The sequence below is a fragment of the Paenibacillus sp. GM1FR genome, from assembly GCF_002803315.1.
GTDB lineage: Bacteria > Bacillota > Bacilli > Paenibacillales > Paenibacillaceae > Paenibacillus > Paenibacillus amylolyticus.
In genome coordinates this window covers 290,561-307,571 of record NZ_MKZL01000011.1, presented here as the reverse complement: position 1 = coordinate 307,571, position 17,011 = coordinate 290,561, and the positions used below count along the sequence as shown (strand labels likewise).

Sequence of the window (17,011 nt, the reverse complement as noted above, 5' to 3'; positions counted from 1 at the left end):
AAGACACTGAATGGTTGATGTTAATAAGAAAAAGCCCGATGAACAGCCTGTACGCAAACGCAGCTTTGCCCGCAGACTGGGAAGTTTCGTCAAATGGATGGTTGTCCTTGGATTTATGGGGGCACTATTTGTAGGCGGTGCTTTGATGGGATACGTCAGTTCCATTGTGAAAGACGAGCCTGTCCGTTCAAGGGCCCTGATTGAACAAAAAGTCAGCGAAAACTCCATCACAGGCTTTGCTTACTTTGCCGACGGCAGTCCGATCGGTCAATTACGTACGGAAGAAGACAGGCGTCCGGTCACTACGGACCAGATCCCACAGAAGGTTATTGATGCTGTCATTTCGATTGAAGACAATCATTTTTACGAACATAAAGGTGTAGACATGAGCGGAACACTGCGTGCCGTGAAACAGAAAGTGCTGAAAGAATCAGTACAAACCGGCGGTAGTACACTGACTCAGCAATTGGCGCGTCGTGTGTTTTTGAATCTGGATCGCACGGAAGATCGGAAAGTGAAAGAAATTTTGCTCTCACTCCGACTCGAACGTTTCCTGACCAAAGATGAGATCATGACTGCCTATCTGAACAAAGTTCCTTTTGGTAATGGTTCCAGCGGATACAACGTTTACGGAATCAAAGCAGCCGCCAAAGGATTGTTCAATATTAACGATCTAGAAAAAATCAACATCGCTCAAGCTGCTTATCTTGCTGGATTGCCACAACTCCCCTCCTCTTACTCCGCTTTTAACGGTAAAGGTGATTTTGTAGAGGAGAATTTTGACCGCGCAATCAACCGTCAACATCTGGTACTGCGCCGTATGCTTGAACTGGGCAAAATCAATCAGTCCGAGTATGACAAAGCTCTTGCTTTTGATATCAAAAGCGCACTCGCTCCGAAGACCATCAAGGCTTACAACACTTATCCATATCTTATGATGGAAACGGAACGACAAGCTGCACAGATTTTGATGAAACAGTTGAATTCCGACACAGCTGAATCTGCAGACAAAGCTACGGATGCAGCCACACCTCAGAAGGAAAGCAGTGCATTATTAGAGGAAGCTCAGACGCAACTGCGGACAGGTGGATATCGTATATACACGACCATCAACAAAAGCATCTACAAAACGATGCGTACCATTGCGGAAGATGACAGCAATTTCTCAGCAGATGATCCTGTCAAAGGAAAAGAACAAACTGCTGCTATGCTGATTAATCACAAAACCGGTGCAATTCTGGGGATGATTGAGGGTCGGGATTTCCAGGATGAACAGATGAACTACGCAACGCAGATGATACGCCAGCCAGGTTCAACGATGAAACCTATAGCCGCTTATCTTCCTGCGCTAGATGAAGGTCTTGTTCAGCCAGCTTCAATTATTGATGACTCACCGATCATTCTCAAAAATGGTCCGAGCGGATACCACATTGCCAAGAATGCCAACAACCGGTATCAGGGACTAGTCACTGCCCGCAGAGCACTGAATTATTCTCTTAATATACCAGCTCTGAAGTTGTTTAATGAAGAAGTGGGGATCGAGAAGGCTTGGACCTTCGCCAAGAAACTGGGGATTACCACCATTCAGAAGGAAGACTATCAGGCTCAGACTGGTGTTCTCGGAGGTCTCCAATACGGTGTAACGGTTGAAGAATTAACCAGTGCCTATGGTGCTATCGCCAATAAGGGTGTATATAACGATTCTTACATGATTAGCAAAATTGTAGATTCCAAAGGAAACATCGTCTATAAACACGATACTGAACCTGTCCAAGCCTTCTCGGAGCAGACAGCATACCTGATGACCGATATGCTGCGGACCGTTATTACAGAAGGAACGGCAGATAAAGTACGTGAAAATTACAAATATTCCAAGAGTGTGCCAATCGTAGGTAAAACAGGTTCCACTCAAAACTACGCAGATGTGTGGTTTGAAGGTTATACACCAGATGTCACACTTGGCGTGTGGGTTGGATACAAACAGCCGGTGAATACGCTGGAAAGTAAATCACAGAGAAAACGTGCGCAGCAACTGTGGTCGAAAATCCTGAACGAAGTGATCGATACGCAAAAAGATCTGTTCGTAACGGATTCATTCAAAAAACCATCTGGCATCGAAACGCGCACGGTGTCGGCATACAGTGGCAAGTTGCCAACATCCATGACTGACAAATTTGTTACGGATATTTTCAACAGCAAGTTTGTTCCGAAGGATAGCGATGACGGTGTAGCCAAAGCCAAGTACATTACTTATAATGGTGTAAACTATATTCCGCGTGACGGAACACCTTCGGACATGTTGAAGGAAAAAACAGTAATCAAGCGTAAAAAACCAATCTCGGATCTCATCAAAGAATTGCAAAATGCATTCTCACGTATGAGTCGACATGAGTCACTTGCTTATTATCTTCCTGAAGATGCTGGTGCAGACATGCCAACACAGATTGATCCAAGGACAGATAACGGCAAAGCTCCTGATGCACCAGGAAACGTACGCATCTCAACCTCAGGTGACAGAGCTGTCATTACATTTAATGCCACACCTGAAAATGATGTCGTGGGTTATCGTTTGTACCGTTCTGTAAACGGTGGAGGATTCCAGAACCAGGGCCAGGTTGTCCTGACTGGTGAATCCAGATCATTCTCTGCATATGCAGCGCAAGGCGGTAACTTCGCCTTCTATGTAACGGCAGTGGATGTTGCCGGCAGAGAATCTGCTCCTAGCGCTACAGTAAATAGTGCTGGTGTAGCTCCCCCTGTGGAAGAAGAGATTGATGAACCGATTGAAGTTCCTGGTACAGTCGTTACGCCGGGAGAAACGCAGACCGATAATACAACAACGACAGCCCCAGGCACACCTGGTCAAGTCAGCGTATCTGCCCTCACTCAAGGACTGCGTATTCAATGGGCGGCCAGTCCAAACGCAGATAGTTATACTGTATATTACAGTGAAACAGGCTCAGCTCCTTACACCAAAATTGGAACAACAGCGGGAAATACCATGGATTATGGAGTACCCGCATCGACCAGTGGATGGTTCAAGGTATCTGCCAGCAACAGTGCGGGTGAATCCGAGCCTTCTGCAGCCCTACATTTTCAACCCTGATTCAGGCATAGCGATCCAAAACAAGCCGCATTCTCAGACCATATCTGAGAGTGTGGCTTTTTATTTGCATGTGCAGCAGGCAGCAGCTAAAAAAGCCTGCTTCATGCCATTGGCATAAAGCAGGCTTTTACAATCCATTTTTTTAAATGGCTAGAGTCACTGTATTTGGCTTCGTAGAGTATTAACTTCTCCCCACTACTCAATGTATCGGTATCGATAGCACCACATTGATGATCCTAGCATTGTCGCGTTAGTCTTCAATGGTGGATAGATCTCCTGTTGGCAGATCAAGCTCCCAGGCTTTCAGGACACGGCGCATGATCTTGCCGGAACGTGTCTTGGGCAGTTTATCCTTAAACTCAATCTCACGCGGAGCAGCGTGGGCAGACAGGCCCTCTTTGACAAAACGATAGATCTCTTCTTTCAGCTCCGGTGTCGCCTCATATCCTTCACGAAGCGCCACAAAGGCCTTGATGATCTCCCCACGTGTCACATCCGGCTTACCGATTACACCCGCCTCTGCTACCGCAGGATGCTCCACGAGCTTGCTCTCGACCTCAAAGGGGCCAATACGCTCGCCTGACGAATTAATCACATCATCAATACGTCCCTGGAACCAGAAATATCCTTCTTCATCCATATAAGCGGAGTCACCGGATACATACCAACCCGTAAGCCTGAAATACTCCTCGTATTTCACAGGGTTATTCCAGATCTTCGCCATCATGGATGGCCAAGGTGTCCGTATGGCCAGATTACCCATACTGTACGGCGGTAATTCCTGCCCGCGATCATCAATAATCGCTGCATCGATTCCAGGCAACGGACGTCCCATGGAGCCAGGTTTAATCGGCATTCCGGGATAGTTACAGATCAGCTGTGCACCTGTTTCCGTCATCCACCATGTATCATGAATCCGCTGACCATAGGCTTTCCATCCCCAACGAACAACCTCCGGATTGAGCGGTTCACCAACAGACATGACATGACGCAGACTGCTCAGATCATGCTGGGCAATGGTCTCTTCTCCCGCTCCCATCAGCATACGAAAGGCCGTTGGTGCACTGTACCAGATCGTGACTTTGTTCTTCTGGATAGTGCTGTACCAATCTTGAGGACTGAAACGACCACCCCGTATCACATTGGTCACTCCGTTGAGCCATGGAGCAAAGATACCGTAAGAGGTGCCTGTCACCCAACCAGGGTCAGCAGTGCACCAGTATACATCATCCTCGCGTAAATCCAAGACAACCTTACCTGTATAATAGTGCTGAATCATGGCATTTTGAACATGGTACACCCCTTTGGGTTTACCCGTAGAACCTGAGGTATAATGAATAAGCAAACCATCCTCACGATTCAGCCACTCTACTTCCATCTCATCCGAAGCGGCAGACATCTCTGCATCAAAATCGATGAGTCCTTCCTCAGTCTGCGCGCCCCCACCCACAATAAATATATGTTTGAGCTCGGGCAATTCGGAACGTTTGATGCGTTTTAGCAATTCCGGAGTGGTGACGAGCGCTACTGCTCCGCTATCCTCCAGCCGATCCTTCACAGCCGTTTCCATAAAAGCTTCGAACAACGGGCCCGCGATGGCTCCAGCTTTCAATATACCCAGGAGACTAAAATACAGCTCAGGACTTCGAGGCATAAAAATAAACACTCGTTCCCCTTTGGCTATGCCATATTTGCGGAGAACGTTCCCGAACCGATTCGACTGTTCACTCAGATCAGCAAAAGTATAGGACTCTTCACGTGAAGCATCGCTATACAATAAAGCGGTTTTCCCGCCCCTTCCTTCCAGTACATGACGATCAATCGCTTCATGCGCCATGTTTACTTTTCCGCTGGCGTGCCACGTAAAGTGCCTTTCCACCGATTCCCAATCGAACCGGCTTCTCGCCTCCGTGTAATCGCCCAGATTAGATTCAGACACAACCGTTTGCAGCATCTCACCATGTGCTTGACTCATGCTTGCCAGCCTCCTTCAACTCGACATTTCGATTCCCGTTAGGGGTCACTTCTCATTGCCTTTGTGTTGACTGAACTTCCAGTTAGCGCTTACATTAGTAGAGAGAACTTCTCATCATGTACTTGCTCGGCCAAACAGATGTTAACTATACTGTATTGAATTGTGAACATTTTTTGTCTACGCAATTATAGCAAATCTTTTCAATTGTCGTCTATGGCTTTTCAATTTTTTGGATTTTTGCTATAGCGTTCTTTTTGGAACAACCTCTATAAGTAGGAGAGAGAGGAGTACGAACCATGGAACATATCAAAGAACATCATATGCGTTCCATCTTCAAGTCCGGCCACCGAATTACAATTGAAGGTCCCGTGCAAGCCGAGGAGATAACCCGTCTTGCCTTCCATCCAGATCTGGATGCCTTTCGGCGCCCAACGGAGCAACAGGAAGCTCTGGCCGAGATCGCAGCATTGCCTGAAGGGCGAATTATCATTGCACACGAAAATGAAACCATTATTGGCTATGTAACCTTTCACTATGCGGATGATTGTGAACGCTGGTCCGAGGGCAATATGACTGATCTGATTGAGCTTGGGGCAATCGAGGTTGCGGACAACTATCGCTCGCTTGGCATTGGACGTGAGATGTTACTTACCGCTCTGGAAGATAAATACATGGAGAACTACATTATTTTCACCACAGAATATTATTGGCATTGGGATCTGAAGGGCAGCGGACTAAACGTATGGGATTATCGCAAAATGATGGAGAGGCTGATGGAAACGATCGACATGACCTGGTATGCAACAGACGACCCCGAAATCTGTTCACATCCTGCGAACTGTTTGATGGTACGTATCGGAAGTCAGGTGCCCATCACATCGGAAGAACAGTTTGATCGTGTACGCTTCCGCCATCGGTTCATGTACTAATTCAATGATCTGTTCGAAAAACGATATACATAACAAAAACCGCCTCTCACAGCGTTGCTCCATACTTCATGGAACAGCTAATCGAAGGGCGGTTTTTCATGGATTTCGGATGGGTATTGCAATATAAGCTTATGTCATTACATATTTTCTAACATATGCTCCACAATACGATGTGAACGCTGCGAAGATTCCACGGTAAATTCAGCAAAGTTAACATGCGCCGAACCATCCGCTTTATCTGACATCCCACGCAGGACAACAAATGGTACACGATTCATGTAACAGACCTGAGCAACTGCTGCCCCTTCCATCTCGGCACAAGCACCGTCCATTTCATTATATAACATGTTAACCGTATCTTTGTTCGCAATAAATTGGTCTCCAGATAACACTTTACCGATCAGGTAATTGGCTCCCTGTGCTTTACACGCTTCTTCAGCCAGTGTAATAAGCGAAGCCTCGGCAGGGAATGCAGATGTCTCCTGGTAAGGAATAACCCCGCGTGCGAACCCCAGTGGCGTTACATCCATGTCGTGCTGAACACATACAGACGATATAACCATATCTCCGATGTTCAGATCGGGGTTAACTGCACCCGCAACACCTGTAAAGATAATGCGATTAACTTGAAAACGATCAATCAAGATCTGCGTTGTAACCGCTGCATTTACTTTGCCTACGCCGGATTTGCACACGACAATTTGCTTGCCCAGCCACTCGCCCGCAACGTATGTAATGCCGGTTTGTTTGACCGTCTCAAGCTGCTTCATACCTGCCAGCAAAAGCTCGACTTCCTCATCCATCGCTCCGATAATACCAATCGTTTCACTCATCTTCTGATACCCCCTGTTTTCATTTTTAAACTAATTCAGCACAAAAGCTCCGTCTCCGGAGCTTTCGCATATCCACTATGTAGAGAGAATAATGACTTCTCCCTTACTGTATATATTCCCGATTAAACTACATCTGCATGACTTACAGACAGACGAAGAATCGTTTCATGCGGCAAAATAACCCGTGGGTTCTCCACATTTTCTTTCTTCATCAACTTGGTCAGCAAACGCATCGCTACTGCGCCAAGGTCGTACATTGGCTGAGCCACTGTTGTCAACTGAGGACGCACCATGGAAGCCATACGGATGTTATCCACACTAATAATGGAGAAGTCATCCGGTACTTTCAGACCGTCATCCTGAATGCTGTGAATGGCACCAATGGCCATTTCATCTGTAGCAGCAAAGATAGCTGATGGTTTTTTCTTGAGTCCAAGGAAATATTTCATTGCTTCCACACCGGATTCATATCGATAGTTACCGATTCGAACAAGATCCTCCTGGTATTCAATCCCCGCTGCTTCCAGTGCTTTTTTGTATCCTTGGAAACGGGCATATCCATTCGCCGGATCTTGCAGTGTACCACTGATCATCGCAATTTCCTTGTGTCCATGACGAATCAGAGTGTTTACCGCATCAAACGCAGCCGACTCATGGTCAATATCCACCGAAGGGAATGTGCCCTTCTCATCACTTGTTGCACAAAGTACAATCGGCACAGCCGCAGACTGGAACGCCTGAATGTGTTCGTCCGTTACTGTTCCGCCCATGAAGAGCAGTCCGTCTACTTGTTTTTCGAGCAACGTGTTGATAACACGAATTTCTTTTTCTTTCTTCTTATCTGCATTACACAAAATAATATTGTAGTGATACATATTCGCAATATCTTCAATTCCGCGGGCAATCTCCGCGAAGGTTGAGTTCGAAATATCCGGAATAACAACCCCGACCGTGGTTGTCTTCTTGCTTGCCAGACCTCTGGCTACCGCATTCGGACGATATCCCAACCGCTCGATGGCTTCATATACTTTTTTCCGCGTTTGCGGTTTGACATTAGGGTTATTATTAACTACCCGTGATACCGTTGCCATAGACACTCCAGCTTCACGTGCCACATCATAAATGGTTACCGTCACAGTACTTCTCTCCATTACCAGTAAATTTTCATACCATTTTCATTAAGATTTATATTACGACAAATTTTTGCATTAATCAATTAAAATAGGCTTTAGGACTCACTCAAAACATTCGTAAGTGTGGTTCTAGTAATATCTGAATGGGAAGTATGCCATACAGGAATTCCCTTTTTAATCAGGATCGCCTGTGGAGATTCGTGCTTAACACCCAGCTTGTCTGCTGCTTCATTGGATACCGGGCGATCTTCCACAACATAGATAATGCCATATTTCACTTGTTCATTGGCATTGTTAAGCAAATAATCGTTCATCTCCTGATAAGCGTTCGAGCTGATCGGACAGCGCGTGCTATGCTTAAACAGAAGCAAGGGTTGATCCTTGGTAGCCTCCACTGCGGAGTTTAGCTGTTCAATACTTGTCATTTTAGTCATGTCAGCCATTAGATATACATCCCCCTTTACCAGGAATACCGCTATGTTGAGCGTTTTCACTCTTCGATATCTTAACAAAAAGTGCGCGAAAAAGCCAATTTTCATGAAAACAAGCATTTTACACGTCAAAATTAGACAGCATTTGAGAAGTACTCCTGCCACACAAATCCGGATAATTGACTTAATCTACGCTCCGTGGTCTCAATCCACGCTGCATCACCAGACTTCGTTGCGTAACCCATAATGTCCAGCAGCAGATTGATACGCTCCTCCACTGCTTGCTGCATACGATGTTCCATCTCCCGATCGGTCGCATCCGGCCAGGCCAGCAGTAACTCATGAAACAGGTCTGCCAGTTCATTACGTTCACCAAAAGATACGTCTTGCTTCACGGGCTGTTCACCCAATGTGTTAATGCATTCTGTTAAGTCCGGCTTGACCGGCGGAAGCACTTCATATGATACACAGTCTGTACACGCAAATACGGGTACGTTTCGAATCTCCACTTTTTTGGCGTACACCACTGTTCTTAATTCCAACTCCATTACATGTCCACATCTGCACGACTTGCGCACCACCATCACCTCATTCGTTCTATACTCTATATAAGTACCATTCGACCTATTTCGGCTCAAATCCTGCTATAAACGAAAGGTTGCACAAATTACCACTCCCTCCAGATGAAGGTTGTCGAATGCAGGCAGTTACTGACTTGTAATCGCTTCCTCCAAACTGAATATGCACTTCCATGAAGTCCCTTGGAGAATCTGTTACAATTAAAGACGCAACAGACCTAATCAACGCAAAAAGGAGAGATGGACATGAGATTAACCGGTAAAAAAGTCATCGCTCTGGTCGATGAAGAATTCGAGGATTTGGAATTGTGGTACCCTGTGCATCGGGTTCGTGAAGAAGGTGCAGAAGTGCATCTTGCTGGAGAGAAAAAAGGAAAAACCTATATTGGCAAATATGGTGTGCCTGCTGAAGCCGAATACAGTTTCGATGAACTCGATAGTTCAGATTACGATGGCATTCTCGTGCCAGGCGGCTGGGCGCCAGACAAGCTGCGTCGTTATCCCAAAGTACTGGAGCTTGTAAAGGAAATGAATGCAGACCGAAAACCGATTGGACAGATCTGTCATGCGGGCTGGGTGCTGATTTCTGCCAAAATTCTGGACGGAGTTACAGTAACCTCTACACCAGGCATTCGGGATGACATGGAAAATGCAGGTGCCATCTGGAAAGATGAAGCCGTAGTTGTTGATGGACATATCATCTCAGCACGTCGTCCGCCTGACCTTCCCCCTTATGGCAAGGCATTCTGTGATGCACTCGCTGACAAGTAAAAATAACCCCATTGTGCTCTCATGCACAGTGGGGTTATTTTATATAACAAGTACTCCAACAAATAATTATCACAAATGTAAATATATTAACTTAAAGGTATTTATATCCAGTTTCCCTAATTACGATGCGTTCGAACCACTTTGTTCATCTGGACTTCCCGTGGAGTCATTAAAGACTTGTAGTCGCTCCTCAATATCTCCGCTGGTCCGTAAGGCGAAGCACTTTCGCGCTTCTTCTTTGGCGGTCGATGCTGTTGTGTTCAGCACTCTGTGCTTCACACGTAACAAGGATTGTGGAGACATACTCAAGTGGCGAATGCCAAGCTCCAACCAAAGCGGAATAGCACGTTCGTCCCCTGCCATCTCTCCGCACACACTGACATCAATTCCAGCCGTATGAGCCGCATCTGCTGTCGCACGAAGCATCCGCAGAACAGCTGGATGATAGGGGTGATACATGTGAGCAATCTGCTCATTCATTCGATCTACTGCCAGTACATATTGAACCAGGTCGTTCGTACCAATGCTGAAGAAATCAGCTTCCTCTGCGAGCAGATCAGCAATCATCACCGCTGCAGGAACTTCAATCATAATTCCCACCTGAATGTGAGGGTCGTATGATAATCCCCGCTCGTCCAGATCGGACATCGCCTCACGAAGAATCTCATTGGCCTGCTGAAGTTCTTCCACCGAAGAGATCATAGGGTACATAATTTTGACATTTCCGGCCGCACTGGCACGCAGAATGGCTGTAAGCTGTGTTTTGAACAGATCCTTGCGGTCGAGACTAATCCGAATGGCACGGTAACCCAGAAACGGATTGTCTTCCTCCGGCAATTCAAAGTAATCGAGTTGTTTGTCACCACCGATATCCAGTGTACGAATAACAACAGATTGTCCTGCTGTTTTCTCTGCCACAAGACGGTACACCTCATACTGTTCTTGCTCACCCGGGAACGTAGCACGGTCCATATACAAAAACTCTGTTCGGAACAAGCCCACACCCTTGGCTCCTTGTTTCAAAGCAAGGTCCAATTCCTTCACCGAACTGATATTGGAAGCCAAGTGCAAAACGGCCCCATCTTTGGTTACGGCATCCACGGTAGCAAGGACTTGAAGTTGTTCCTTTTTCTTCAGTTGCTTGCTGCGAAGCATGGTATACCGTTCAATGGTCTTGCGATCCGGGTCCGTAAATACCAAGCCATTGTCACCATCCACCACAAGCATATCCCCTGTCTCTACCGGCATGCCAAGACTCGCTTCCAGACCGGAAACGAGAGGAATGCCAAGGGCACGAGCCATAATCGCAGAATGTGATGTTTTCCCACCAATCAAGGTCACGATCCCTAGCACATGGGTCGGATTCAGATGCGCTAGTTGAGATGGCGACAGTTCTTTGGCAACGAGTACATACGGCTGGGTATCCGAAGGAAGTGTAATCTCCGGTGCACCGAGCAAATGCTTGAGCAGACGGTTACCCACATCCTTGATGTCAATGGCCCGCTCCTTCATATACTCGTCTTCCAGCAAATCAAACATCGTGACAAAATGGTCTATGGCTTCTTTGACCGCCACTTCTGCTGCCTTATATTGACGCTCAATAATGCCGCGAATTTCGTTCATGAATACCGGATCTTCCAGGATTGCCAGATGTGCATCAAAGATACTGGACTCCTCTGGACCAACAACTTCCTTGAACTCATTTTTGATATATTCGATCTCATCCTTTGATGTCCGTATGCCCTCATACAGCCGTTCGAACTCTTGGGCGAGATCCACCGAATCCATCTTCTGATCCGGCAGATCCCATTCCCAACTGGGCAGGACAAATGCTTTGCCGATGGCTATGCCTGCAGCTCCGTTGATGCCTTGTATCTTCATTCTACCCCTCCAACGTTCCTGTCATAGAGCACCACGGACATAACGGATGCCTGACCTTTCTTAACTTGCTTAAATGGAGCAAAACTCCACGATTTTACACGATCTGGATTCGTAATTACCATTGGTGTTGTTAGTGACGCCGCTTGCTCGCGGAGTACTGCCAGATCAAACTTGATCAACAACTGCCCCGGCTCCACCGTATCGCCCTCCTGAACAAAAGCTTCAAAATGGCCTTTCAACTGAGAGGTATCGATGCCGATATGCAGCAACACTTCAAGCCCCTCACGGGTAGATATACCCAAGGCATGCATGGTCGGGTACAAGTGCATAATCGTTCCGTACACGGGTGAGACCAGCTCTCCCTTTTCCGGGACAAAGGCTACACCATCACCGACAAGCTTGGCTGCAAAGATCTGATCCGGCACCTCTTCAATCGGGAGCATTTTGCCCTGAACGGGGGCACAGAACAGAACCTGTTGCAGATCTCTTTCCAGCAGCTTCGCGATTTCTTCCCGAATCAATTCCGAGTAGGTCCCGAATACCACCTGTACGTTACCGCCACCCAGCTTGATCAGTCCAGCGGACCCCATACTCTTCATGGCACCCGTGTCGATCAGGCGGTCATCATGCACAGTCAGACGAAGACGTGTAATACATGCTTCAACCTGTACAATGTTACTCTTCCCACCCAATGCTTCGAGGATTAAAGGTGCCTGATAAGGAATGTTACCTACCCAATCTTCCAGCATGGAGCCCTCTTCACGTCCTGGTGTTGGAATCTTGAACGTACGAATCGCCCATCGGAACAGAAAGTAGTAAACCAGCCCATATAGTATGCCAATCGGAATGAGCTTCCAAGCATTCTCCGATAGATGGAAATTGAGTATGTAATCAATAATACCTGCGGAGTAAGAAAATCCATGCCGGATATCAAGCCAGTAACTAATCCACATGGCAACGCCGGACATCACTGCATGCACGATGAACAGATATGGTGCCGCGAACAAAAAAGCAAACTCAATCTGTTCCGATACCCCGGTTAGAAAACAAACGAGTGCCGATGTCAGAAAAGTTTTCTTGATCTTTGGTTTCAGATCTTCCCTGGCTTCCTGAATAATAGCAAAGGCTATTGCCGGAATGGCAAACATCATGATGGGAAACAAACCTGCCATAAAGAATCCTGCTGTTGGATCACCTGCAAAAAATCGGGGCAAATCCCCTTGCACAATGTTACCATCAGGCGTTTCAAACGTCCCTAACTGGAACCAAAACACATTGTTAAGCAGGTGATGAAGCCCAAAAGCAACCAGCACCCTGTATAACACCCCGTAGATGAATAGTCCAAAACCCCCGAGACTGTATTCCCAGGTAGCAATGCCGTTCAATCCATGCTGTAGGATCGGAGCGAGCCATAACATAAAACAGGAGAACAATGCCGAACAGAGTCCGACAATGAGCAAAACAAACCTTGAACCTCCAAAAAATTGTAAAATTTCAGGCAGTTTAATGCTTTTAAACCGATTATGCATCCCACCGGCAAGCGCGCCGAGTATGATTCCGATTAAGGAAGCGGGCTGAACGGTGCCATCCCCGAAGTTCCGAGTCACCTGATCATATATCACGATACCAGCCAGAGCAGCAAGTCCCGCTTGTCCGGCCTGGTTGGAGAGTCCCAGTGCTACACCGACAGCGAACAGATACGGTAAGAAATAAAAAATACCGTGTCCGGCCACGGTAGACACTTCACCGACAATATCCAATCCCCAGGCGTCCCAAGGCAGACTGCCAACACTGAGCAAAATTGCGGCGGCGGGCAGGACCATTGTAGGCAGCATTACCGCTCGTCCGAGCTGCTGCAAGGATCCGAGCCAATTCATGGCGACCTCTCCTTTCTATCCTAGATGGTAAGCTTTACGCAACGTTTTGTCAAAGCAAAACAGTAACCAATTCGTTAAGCATTCATGCTGTACAGTAAACAATAAAAAGACCGCATCTTCATGCGGCCTTGGTTCTGAATTATACTATACACAGAACGATTAGTTAACATTTTTTTGAAATATTTCACTCATTGACCATAAAACTATAAATGGCTTTTCTAATTTTTTTTACCAATAGCAACCAGTTTGGTTCCTGCAACATAAATGGTTCCATCATTAGAAATAACCCATTGGTCGTTAATGTCATGATTAACTGACATTTTCCAATTAATCTTGGCTGTATCCAGTTTCATGGATACGAGATAGTTTTTATTTTCTGCATAGTTTTTATAATGATAAATAAGATTCCCATTACGATCAATGATGGGTTCACTGGTGAAATAAGTTCTGTCCTCATTGTTAAATGTTGTTACTTTCTTGTTCTGTGCATGATAAATGTTTCTCCCAAACACCACGTCACCTTGTTTGCTTATTGAAGGACCGTGTGAGTTACTTGTACTTTGAAATCCCCCCCTAATAGTCTTCTTCAGCTTACCCTTGGTATCAAATATGTGAAGATTATCGCCACCGATAACATAAATTTGATGGTTATCGTAGATCGGACTCAGAAGATTCTCCCCGGTGTACCTCGTACTCGATATCTTCTTCCCCTCTTGGTTATACTGAATCAATTCACCCGATTTCACCCTGCCGCTCTGTCTGATATCATCTTGGGATGATATGGTTAAAAAGATTCGGTCCTTAACAAAGATAGGATCGGAGACAATAAAAAAGGGTTTAGAATTAATCTCTGTGCCCATGAGAATGTTAAACTTTTCGCTGCCATCCTTACGAATTCCAAGTAGTCTTTTCTCCTCTTTTATATCTTCTCCCTCACTAACAGGTTTATTATTATGTATAACTTGTACATACGAAGCAGTAACAATAATTACTCCATCCTTATTGACATCAACGTTATTACCAGTCGTGTAATCCCTGTACCTTTTTTCCCAAATCTGTTTGCCGTCTAGTGTATAACTCGATATACTCGCTGTTCCAAAGTCCTCTGATCCTCTTCCTCCTTCAGGGATATCATCCCCAACAATAACCAGGGAACTATCCTTGTAGAGATACATATCGGATATAGCATTAATATGTTCTAGTTTACTCGACCACAACATTTTCCCTTTAGGCGTGACAGCCGTCAGTTGTGGGTGACCAAAATTATCATGAGAAATAAGATATATTATCCCTTTGGAATCCACAACAACATGTCTTACATAATTTTTCAAATCTAATGCCCATTTAATTTCTGGTCTTTTAGCAGGTGCAACGTAAGGGGACTGTCTGGTCCACACATCACTCTGATGAATGGCTGCATTGGCAGCATAAGCGGTAGTTTCTCTTGGCAGGGCTACTACGGCCAAAGCAACGAGCAGCATGACTGCTATTTTTTTCAAAGAACATCTCATTCTCACTTCATCCTCCTTTTATTTCATTCCATAATACTATGATAAACAGAAAAAATCCCGTCAACTTCAAGTTAACGGGATTCATCCTATAATCACTCAATTGGTTCAGATCAGGAGATCATTCGATCACAGGTGAACGAGCCTCTCAGCCGCGTCCAGCGCCGCGCAGAACGATGGAATCCTCTACCTTGATACAACGATTCGTTACCGCTGTCATGCCGTTCTCTGCAGCAATCTGGACCGCTTCATCACTATGGATGCCAAGCTGCAACCACAGCACATTTGCTTTGATGTCAGCGGCGTCACGAGCGACATCCTCGCAAAACTCTTCGCGACGAAACACATTGACAATGTCTACCGGCTCTGGAATATCCGCGAGTGTGGCATATACCGTCTCGCCAAGGATTTCACCTTGCACCTGTGGATTAACCGGGATGATGCGATAACCTCTGCTCTGCATGGCTTCAGCCACCATATAGGAAGTGCGATCTGATTTGTCTGATAAGCCGACGACTGCGATGTTGCCTGCCTTGCGCAAAAGTTTTCCAATTTCTTCACGAGTAGGGTTGTTAAATTCCATGTTCAAGCACCATCCTTTTCTGATTAAAGTGCGTGTTCAAAAAACAGGTTTTCAGTTATTTACTCTTTTACCCATTGAACCGAGGCGCCAAGCGCCTGCAAATGATCGAAATATTGCGGATAAGACTTGGCTACATGGTGTGCATCCCGAATACGAAGCGGCTCCTTGGAACGCAGACCGACAACAGTGAGCGCCATAATTACGCGATGATCGTAGTGAGCGTTAATCTCAACGCCGCCTTCAACGCCTTCTGGACGTCCATGTACGATAATCTCAGCTTGACGCTCTTCAACGTTTGCTCCTGCCTTCCGCAGTTCGTTCAAATAATCGGTGATTCGGTCACATTCCTTGTAACGCAGGTTCTCTACATTATAGAACCGTGACGTGCCTTCCGCAAACACAGCTGCGGCTACCATAGCCAAAACGGCGTCCGTCGCGGCATCCCCGTCGAATTCGATTGCTTTCAGTCTGCCATTACCTTGAACATGTACAACATCGTTCTCATGTGTCAATGGCACTTCCATCATGCGCAGCACGTCAACGATGGCACGTTCACCCTGTTTGCTCTGCTCCATCAGGCGCAGAATTTTCACATCAGACTGTGTAACCGCTGCTGCGGCAAGAACGGCTGCCGAGCCCGGGTAGTCGCCTTGAACCGTGTAGGTCGTTGGCTGGTAAGCCTGTCCACCTGGTACACGGAAGGACATGTAATCATCACTTGCATGGATAACGATGCCTGCCTGCTCCAGCACTTCCAGCGTCTGTCCGATAACAACCTTGGACTTCAGGTCATTCAGTACTTCTATGGTGCTGTCTTCTGCGAGCAGCGGAGTTACAAACAGCAATGCACTCAGATATTGGGAGCTGACGGAGCCGGATACACGAATGTGTCCACCCTTGGCATTGCCACCCTTGATTGTAATCGGCAGGCGTCCTTGTTCATGCTGTACATCTACACCCAATTGACCAAGCGCATCGATCAGGTCATCATGTGGACGTTTGCCCAGTGAATCCGGGTACGTATTCACAAAAGTTACTTCAGGGCAGAGCGCTGTAACGCCCATCAGGAAACGAAGTACAGCACCCGCATTCCCAACATTCAATTCACGCACATCACGGGGATGACTGCCAAAACCCTGGATCACAATCTTGCTGTCGTCTTCTTCAAGTACTGCCCCCAGATCACGAATACATCTGCGCATGGCGTCACTGTCTTCACTGTGTGCCGGGAAATGGATGGTACTTGTGCCTTCTGCCAGTGCAGCAGCCAGCAAATAGCGAGTCGTGTAGTTTTTGGAGGACAGAGCCCCGATTTCCCCGTTCAGCGTGGGGGTTGGTTTAACAATAACGTCCATGGATGAAATTCTCCTTCATTGATTATATTGTGGCCAAATTGACATTCCGTG

General features: G+C 46.4%; 13 protein-coding genes. 3 read left to right on the top strand and 10 right to left on the bottom strand.

Translation table 11 applies throughout. From position 1 onward, the window contains the following. The first annotated feature begins 10 nt into the window (after positions 1 to 10). Positions 11 to 3,106 (top strand): transglycosylase domain-containing protein, encoded by a 3,096-nt coding sequence (locus tag PAEAM_RS07340; protein WP_100527104.1) that lies wholly within the window; start codon positions 11 to 13, stop codon positions 3,104 to 3,106. Between the two features lie 250 nt (positions 3,107 to 3,356). Here PAEAM_RS07340 and acsA read toward each other — a convergent pair whose 3' ends face one another. Beyond that, the gene (gene acsA / locus PAEAM_RS07335; RefSeq protein WP_100527103.1) at positions 3,357 to 5,081 is read right to left on the bottom strand and encodes an acetate--CoA ligase; all 1,725 of its coding nucleotides are present in this window, start codon (positions 5,079 to 5,081) and stop codon (positions 3,357 to 3,359) included. Positions 5,082 to 5,377: 296 nt separating this feature from the next. On the opposite strand from acsA, the gene PAEAM_RS07330 reads away from it, so the two are divergent. After that, complete coding sequence (locus PAEAM_RS07330) at positions 5,378 to 6,010, top strand: GNAT family N-acetyltransferase (RefSeq protein WP_100527102.1); 633 nt, start codon at positions 5,378 to 5,380, stop codon at positions 6,008 to 6,010. 137 nt (positions 6,011 to 6,147) lie between these two features. On the opposite strand, the gene PAEAM_RS07325 is transcribed toward PAEAM_RS07330, so the two are convergent. The 4 genes from PAEAM_RS07325 to PAEAM_RS07310 all read right to left on the bottom strand — a co-directional run bounded on the left by PAEAM_RS07325 (position 6,148) and on the right by PAEAM_RS07310 (position 8,949). Further along, entirely contained in the window at positions 6,148 to 6,843 is a 696-nt protein-coding gene (locus PAEAM_RS07325; RefSeq protein ID WP_100527101.1) for a 5'-methylthioadenosine/adenosylhomocysteine nucleosidase, read from the bottom strand. Between the two features lie 122 nt (positions 6,844 to 6,965). Continuing rightward, a complete protein-coding gene (ccpA, locus tag PAEAM_RS07320; protein ID WP_036674877.1) occupies positions 6,966 to 7,979 on the bottom strand; it encodes a catabolite control protein A in 1,014 nt (337 codons plus the stop codon). Positions 7,980 to 8,071: 92 nt separating this feature from the next. After that, a complete protein-coding gene (gene ytxJ, locus PAEAM_RS07315; protein ID WP_036674876.1) occupies positions 8,072 to 8,419 on the bottom strand; it encodes a bacillithiol system redox-active protein YtxJ in 348 nt (115 codons plus the stop codon). 122 nt (positions 8,420 to 8,541) lie between these two features. After that, on the bottom strand, positions 8,542 to 8,949 hold the full coding sequence (locus tag PAEAM_RS07310) for a hypothetical protein (RefSeq protein ID WP_165789854.1): 408 nt from the start codon (positions 8,947 to 8,949) through the stop codon (positions 8,542 to 8,544). A 282-nt stretch (positions 8,950 to 9,231) separates the two neighbouring features. Between PAEAM_RS07310 and PAEAM_RS07305 the strand changes: the two genes are divergently transcribed. Further along, positions 9,232 to 9,756, top strand: coding sequence for a type 1 glutamine amidotransferase domain-containing protein (locus PAEAM_RS07305; RefSeq protein WP_036674874.1), 525 nt, complete (start codon positions 9,232 to 9,234; stop codon positions 9,754 to 9,756). 120 nt (positions 9,757 to 9,876) lie between these two features. Here the strand turns inward: PAEAM_RS07305 and ptsP are convergent, their stop codons facing one another. From ptsP to aroA, 5 genes are all read right to left on the bottom strand, one after another. Further along, complete coding sequence (ptsP, locus tag PAEAM_RS07300) at positions 9,877 to 11,637, bottom strand: phosphoenolpyruvate--protein phosphotransferase (RefSeq protein ID WP_036674873.1); 1,761 nt, start codon at positions 11,635 to 11,637, stop codon at positions 9,877 to 9,879. Further along, a complete protein-coding gene (locus PAEAM_RS07295) occupies positions 11,634 to 13,514 on the bottom strand; it encodes a glucose PTS transporter subunit IIA (protein WP_036674872.1) in 1,881 nt (626 codons plus the stop codon). Before PAEAM_RS07295 ends, ptsP begins: the two co-directional genes overlap by 4 nt. A gap of 218 nt (positions 13,515 to 13,732) precedes the next feature. Continuing rightward, positions 13,733 to 15,013, bottom strand: coding sequence for a hypothetical protein (locus PAEAM_RS07290; protein ID WP_165789853.1), 1,281 nt, complete (start codon positions 15,011 to 15,013; stop codon positions 13,733 to 13,735). Between the two features lie 157 nt (positions 15,014 to 15,170). Beyond that, complete coding sequence (locus PAEAM_RS07285) at positions 15,171 to 15,605, bottom strand: CoA-binding protein (RefSeq protein ID WP_100527098.1); 435 nt, start codon at positions 15,603 to 15,605, stop codon at positions 15,171 to 15,173. Between the two features lie 59 nt (positions 15,606 to 15,664). Further along, entirely contained in the window at positions 15,665 to 16,960 is a 1,296-nt protein-coding gene (aroA, locus tag PAEAM_RS07280) for a 3-phosphoshikimate 1-carboxyvinyltransferase (protein ID WP_017687408.1), read from the bottom strand. Positions 16,961 to 17,011: the final 51 nt, after the last annotated feature.

Coding starts and splice junctions, on each gene's coding strand:
- ytxJ (WP_036674876.1), bottom strand. CDS start 8,419: ATGGCTGACATGACTAAAATGACAAGTATTGAACAGCTAAACTCCGCA.
- PAEAM_RS07330 (WP_100527102.1), top strand. CDS start 5,378: ATGGAACATATCAAAGAACATCATATGCGTTCCATCTTCAAGTCCGGC.
- PAEAM_RS07305 (WP_036674874.1), top strand. CDS start 9,232: ATGAGATTAACCGGTAAAAAAGTCATCGCTCTGGTCGATGAAGAATTC.
- ptsP (WP_036674873.1), bottom strand. CDS start 11,637: ATGAAGATACAAGGCATCAACGGAGCTGCAGGCATAGCCATCGGCAAA.
- PAEAM_RS07340 (WP_100527104.1), top strand. CDS start 11: ATGGTTGATGTTAATAAGAAAAAGCCCGATGAACAGCCTGTACGCAAA.
- aroA (WP_017687408.1), bottom strand. CDS start 16,960: ATGGACGTTATTGTTAAACCAACCCCCACGCTGAACGGGGAAATCGGG.
- acsA (WP_100527103.1), bottom strand. CDS start 5,081: ATGAGTCAAGCACATGGTGAGATGCTGCAAACGGTTGTGTCTGAATCT.
- PAEAM_RS07285 (WP_100527098.1), bottom strand. CDS start 15,605: ATGGAATTTAACAACCCTACTCGTGAAGAAATTGGAAAACTTTTGCGC.
- PAEAM_RS07295 (WP_036674872.1), bottom strand. CDS start 13,514: ATGAATTGGCTCGGATCCTTGCAGCAGCTCGGACGAGCGGTAATGCTG.
- PAEAM_RS07325 (WP_100527101.1), bottom strand. CDS start 6,843: ATGAGTGAAACGATTGGTATTATCGGAGCGATGGATGAGGAAGTCGAG.